Origin of the sequence: Ideonella sp. B508-1, assembly GCF_000333615.1 — a bacterium.
In the GTDB taxonomy this organism is placed as follows: domain Bacteria; phylum Pseudomonadota; class Gammaproteobacteria; order Burkholderiales; family Burkholderiaceae_C; genus Ideonella.
The window spans coordinates 1-4,939 of record NZ_BADL01000422.1; the positions used below are offsets into that span (position 1 = coordinate 1).

A 4,939-nucleotide genomic window follows, 5' to 3' on the forward strand; every position below is an offset into this window, starting at 1 on the left:
CTCGCTGCAGGTGCACTTCGACCCGGCTCGCCTGCCGCGCGCCGCGCTGCTGCGCATCCTGCAGGAGGAAGAGGCCCGCCTGCCCGCCGTGGACGACATGGCCGTGCCCAGCCGCGTGGTGCACCTGCCGCTGGCCTGGAACGACTCGCAGACCCAGTTGGCGATCGAAAAGTACATGCACTCGGTGCGGCCCGACGCGCCCTGGTGCCCCAGCAACATCGAGTTCATCCGCCGCATCAACGACCTGCCCAGCGCCGAGGCCGTGCAGCAGCTGTTCTTCGACACCCGCTACCTGGTCATGGGCCTGGGCGATGTGTACCTGGGCGCGCCGGTGGCCACGCCGGTGGACCCGCGCCAGCGCCTGGTCACGACCAAGTACAACCCGGCCCGCACCTGGACGCCCGAGAACGCGGTGGGCATCGGCGGGGCCTACCTCTGCGTCTACGGCATGGAAGGCCCCGGCGGCTACCAGTTCGTCGGCCGCACGGTGCAGATGTGGAACCGCTGGCGCCACGGCGAAGGCGCCGCCCCCGAGTTCCGCCAACCCTGGCTGCTGCGCTTCTTCGACCAGTTGCGCTTCTACCCGGTCAGCGAGGCCGAGCTGATGCAGCTGCGGCAGGACTTCCCGCTGGGCCGCGCCCATCTGCGCATCGAGGAGACCACCTTCAGCCTGCGCGACTACCGCGCCTTCCTGGCCCGCGAGGCCGAGAGCATCGCGGCCTTCAAGGCCCGGCAGCAGGCCGCCTTCGAAGCCGAGCGGGAGCGCTGGCGCGCCGCCGGCCAGGCCGAGCATGTGCACGAGGAGGCCCATGCCGCGCCACCGCCGGCCGACGACGACCTGCCCGAGGGCGCCCAGCCGGTGGCCAGCGCCGTGCAGGGCAGCGTCTGGCAGGTGCTGGTCCAGCCCGGTGACACGGTGCAGGCCGGCCAGCCGCTGGTCGTTGTCGAGTCCATGAAGATGGAATTCCCCATCACCGCCCCGCGTGCCGGCACCGTCTGGCGCGTCGCCAGCCAGGAAGGCGGCGCCGTCCAGGCCGGCCAGACCGTGGCCGTGCTGCAGTGAGTTGTTGATCCCCTCGGAGCCACCAGGAGCCCCCATGCCGTCCCGCGACCTCACCCACCAGTCCTTCGACCTGCTCAGCCTGGGTCACGCCCTGCGCCAGGGCGACCTCACCCCGCTCGACGTGGTGGAGGAAGCGCTGCGCCGCATTGGCGACGACCCGCACCGGGCCTGGATCACCGTGCTCGACCGCGCCGACCTGCAGGCCCGCGCCCGGGCCCTGATGGCCGAGGGCCCCGAGGGCAAGCCGCTCTACGGCATGCCCTTTGCCATCAAGGACAACATCGACCTGGCGGGCGTGCCCACCACCGCGGGCTGCCCGGCCTATGCCTACACGCCGGGTGAATCGGCCTTCGTGGTGCAGCGGCTGATCGAGGCCGGCGCCCTCCCGATCGGCAAGACCAACCTGGACCAGTTCGCCACCGGGTTGAACGGCACCCGCTCACCCTACGGCGCCTGCCGCAACAGCTTCGACCCGGCCTATGTGTCGGGTGGCAGCAGCTCGGGCTCGTCGGTGGCGGTGGCCCTGGGGCAGGTCAGCTTCTCGCTGGGCACCGACACCGCGGGCTCCGGCCGCGTGCCAGCCTTCTTCAACCACCTGGTGGGCCTGAAGGCCAGCCTGGGCCTGCTGAGCACGCGCGGCGTGGTGCCGGCCTGCCGCAGCCTGGACGTGGTGTCCATCTTCGCCCTGACGGCGGACGACGCCCACCGGGTCTTCAAGGTGGCCGCGGTGTTCGACCCGGCCGACCCCTATGCCCGCCCCACCGAGCCGCACGGGGTCGACGTGGGGGCGCTGCCCGCACCGCGCATCGGCGTGCCGCGCGCCGACCAGCTCGACTTCTGCGGCAGCGCGGTCGATGCCCAGGCCTTCCAGCAGGCGGTGGCCCATGCGCGCGGCCTGGGTGCCGAGATCGTCGAAATCGACTTCTCCCCCTTCCTGGAAACCGCCCGCCTGCTCTACGGCGGCCCCTGGGTGGCCGAGCGCTACCAGGCCATCCGGGCCTTCATCGACGCCCAGCCGGAAGCCGTCTTCCCGGTGACGCGGGAGATCACGCTGGGCGGCGCCCAGCCCCTGGCGGCCGACGCCTTCGCGGCCCAGTACCGGCTCAAGGCCCTGCAGCGCGAGGCCGCGTGTGTCTGGCAGCAGATCGACGTGCTGCTCACCCCCACCGCGCCGACCCACCCCACCATCGAGGCCATGCTGGCCGAACCCATCCTGCGCAACAGCGAGCTGGGCCTGTACACAAACTTCATGAACCTGCTGGACTGCGCCGCGGTGGCGGTGCCGCTGGGCTTTGTCGACCGGCCCGGCGCCCGCGGCCCCATGCCCTTTGGCGTGACCCTGTGCGCGCCGGCCCACCAGGATGTGCCGCTGCTGCACCTGGCCCGGCGCTGGCAGGCCGCGCTGTCCGGGCCGGCCCGTTTGCTGGGGGCCACGTCCGTGCCGCTGCCCGAGGCCGAGGCCTTGACGCCGGCCGTGCCCTCGGGCCAGGTGCGGGTGGCCGTGTGCGGCGCCCACCTGGCGGGGCAGCCGCTGCACTGGCAGCTGCAGCAACGGAAAGCCCGGCTGGTGGCCCGCACCCACACCGCGCCGGACTACCGCCTCATCGCGCTCGACCCGCAGGGCAGCCCGGTGCTGCGCCCGGGTCTGATCCACGCGCCCGGCCAGCCCGGCACCGGGGCGATCGAGGTGGAGGTGTGGGAGATGCCCGCCCGCCACTTCGGCAGCTTCGTGGCCGGCATCCCCGCCCCGCTGGGCATCGGCAAGACGGTGCTGGCCGACGGCAGCGTGGTGCCCGGCTTCATCTGCGAGCCCGCCGGGCTGGCGGGCAGCACCGACATCACCGCCCATGGCGGCTGGCGGGCCTGGCTGGCCACGCACAGCGCGGCCTGAGCCGCGCCACGCGCAGTCACACAGGCGCGACTCAGTACTTGCCGTAGTTGGCCATCACCCGCTGGGTCAGGAATTCACCCGCGGTGATGGGCGCATGCCGGTGCTGCGGCCCGTCGATCACCACGCCCTGGTTGGCCTGGGCGAAGTAGGCGATGCTGTAGCGCGCGCCCTGGTATTCGTCCGGGCGCGGGTTGCGCACGCGGTGGAAGTTGGACGGCAGGCGGTCGTCGCTCCAGCGCATCAGCATGTCGCCGATGTTGCAGGTGATGACCTCGTCGGCGGGTTCCACCTCGGTCCAGGCCTGGCCTTCGGCCTCCTTGCCCGGCAGCACCTGCAGGCCGCCCTGGCCGCTGCGCTGGAACAGCAGCGTCAGGCAGTTGAAGTCGGTGTGGGCGCCGCCGCGCCACACGCCTTCGGGCAGGGTCTCGCCTTCGGGCACGGCGAAGTAGTGCAGCAGGCGCAGGGTGCTCTGGTAGTCGGGCGCGTCGTAGGCATGGGCACGGGCGAAGAAGTCGCGCGCGAAGCCCAGCTTCTCGGCGAAGCAGGACAGCACCTGCATGGCCAGCGTCCAGCAGCGCTGCTCGAAGTCCAGCGCCGCGGCCTGGAAGCCCGGCAGCTCGGCCTCGCTGGGCCAGAGCTGGGCCATGCGCGGGCGGGTGATCTGGTAGCTCTCCTTCTGGTCCGGCGTGCCGGTGGACGGGCGCACCTGGGCGCGGTATTCCCAGCCGGCGTTCGTGCCCTTGGCCATCGGGTACTGGGCTTTCACGTCCTGCGGCAGGGCGAAGAAGCGGGCCGAATCGGCGAACATCTGGCGCACGCGGGCCACGTCGATGCCGTGGTTCACCAGCTGGAAGAAACCCACCTCCACCGCGGCCGACCAGAGCTGCTCGGTGATCTCGGGGCGGCGCGCCTCGAAGTCGCTCACATCGATGCGGCGCACCTCGCGCGCCTGCAGGCTGCCGGTGCCGCCCATGCGGGCTTCCAGCTTCAGTTCGTCCAGGGTGTCGTTGTTGACTCGATCGTTCATCTCGGTGCTCCTGGGCCCGGGCTGCGGGCCGTGATGGGAGGCACGGTGCCGATCGGCACGTCCACCGCCCCGGGGGGGGCAGGGGGTCGCGTCCACCGGCAGGTGGCCTCTTGAAGTGTTTGGCCGGGGCCCGAAGACCCCTGCCGCTCCAAGAGCAATGACCCGCCGGCACCGCCTCCGGGGAGGACGGTTGCGCGACTGAACGCTTCTACTCTTGACCGGAATCTAGCAGGAACCGGGCCATGGCTTGCAAGGCCCTGCACTGCTGAAAGAGCACTGCGGCAGTGCAGGCGCAAGGCCTGCCGGCACGCTCAGCGCGCCGGCTTGGGGCGCTGCCCCGTGGCGGCGCGCGGCGGGCGGGCCGGCCGGGGCTTCGGTTCGGGCAGGGCGTCGGCCGTGGCGCAGATCAGCTGGGCCAGGCGCTGCCGGTCCTCCAGCTCATCGCTCAGCAGAAAGTGCGGCTTGGCCCCGGGATAGGGAAAGCCGTCCACCGCCGGGTCCAGCAGGGCGCGGCCGGCCTCGGTGGGCTTGAGGAAGCACTGGTTGTCACACAGGAAGGCCACCACCTTGCCGTGCCGGTACAGCGCGTACTCGCCGAACATCTTGCGGTGGGTGATGCCCGGCGTGCCCGCCAGCTGGTCCAGCACGAACTGGAGGAAATCGACATCGGTGGCCATGGCGGCATGCTAAGCCGGCGGCGGCCCCCCGCCTAGAGCGACGCCAGGAAGGCCAGCAGCGCGGCGCGGTCGGCCGCATTGAGCGCACGCACCGCCTCGCGGGCCGGCGCGGCCTCGCCGCCATGCCAGAGCACCGCCTCCAGCGGGTCGCGGGCGCGGCCGTCGTGCAGCAGGCCCACGCGCTCGTCCACCACGGCGCGCAGGCCCAGGCCCCACAAGGGCGAGGTGCGCCACTGGCGGCCGTGGCCAGAAAGTCCGGTCGGCCATCGGCCAGCTGCGCC

Annotated in this window: 5 protein-coding genes; 2 read left to right on the forward strand and 3 right to left on the reverse strand. The window is 72.3% G+C overall.

Features of this window, described 5'->3' with window-relative positions; translation table 11 throughout:
* The coding region (locus I73_RS28635) for a carboxyltransferase domain-containing protein (RefSeq protein WP_022981742.1) at positions 1–1,063 on the forward strand (1,063 nt) is incomplete at its 5' end.
* A 34-nt stretch (positions 1,064–1,097) separates the two neighbouring features.
* A complete protein-coding gene (atzF, locus tag I73_RS17180; RefSeq protein ID WP_022981743.1) occupies positions 1,098–2,954 on the forward strand; it encodes an allophanate hydrolase in 1,857 nt (618 codons plus the stop codon).
* Between the two features lie 31 nt (positions 2,955–2,985).
* On the opposite strand, the gene I73_RS17185 is transcribed toward atzF, so the two are convergent.
* The 3 genes from I73_RS17185 to I73_RS17195 form a co-directional block, all read right to left on the reverse strand.
* Positions 2,986–3,981, reverse strand: coding sequence for an isopenicillin N synthase family oxygenase (locus tag I73_RS17185; RefSeq protein WP_022981744.1), 996 nt, complete (start codon positions 3,979–3,981; stop codon positions 2,986–2,988).
* A 311-nt stretch (positions 3,982–4,292) separates the two neighbouring features.
* Entirely contained in the window at positions 4,293–4,658 is a 366-nt protein-coding gene (locus I73_RS17190) for a TfoX/Sxy family protein (protein ID WP_022981745.1), read from the reverse strand.
* Between the two features lie 32 nt (positions 4,659–4,690).
* A partial coding sequence (locus I73_RS17195) for a di-heme oxidoredictase family protein (RefSeq protein WP_304607953.1) occupies positions 4,691–4,939 on the reverse strand: 249 nt, incomplete at its 5' end.

Bases quoted from the DNA above. Each gene is read 5' to 3' on its own strand.
- atzF (WP_022981743.1), top strand. From the start codon at position 1,098: ATGCCGTCCCGCGACCTCACCCACCAGTCCTTCGACCTGCTCAGCCTG.
- I73_RS17185 (WP_022981744.1), bottom strand. From the start codon at position 3,981: ATGAACGATCGAGTCAACAACGACACCCTGGACGAACTGAAGCTGGAA.
- I73_RS17190 (WP_022981745.1), bottom strand. From the start codon at position 4,658: ATGGCCACCGATGTCGATTTCCTCCAGTTCGTGCTGGACCAGCTGGCG.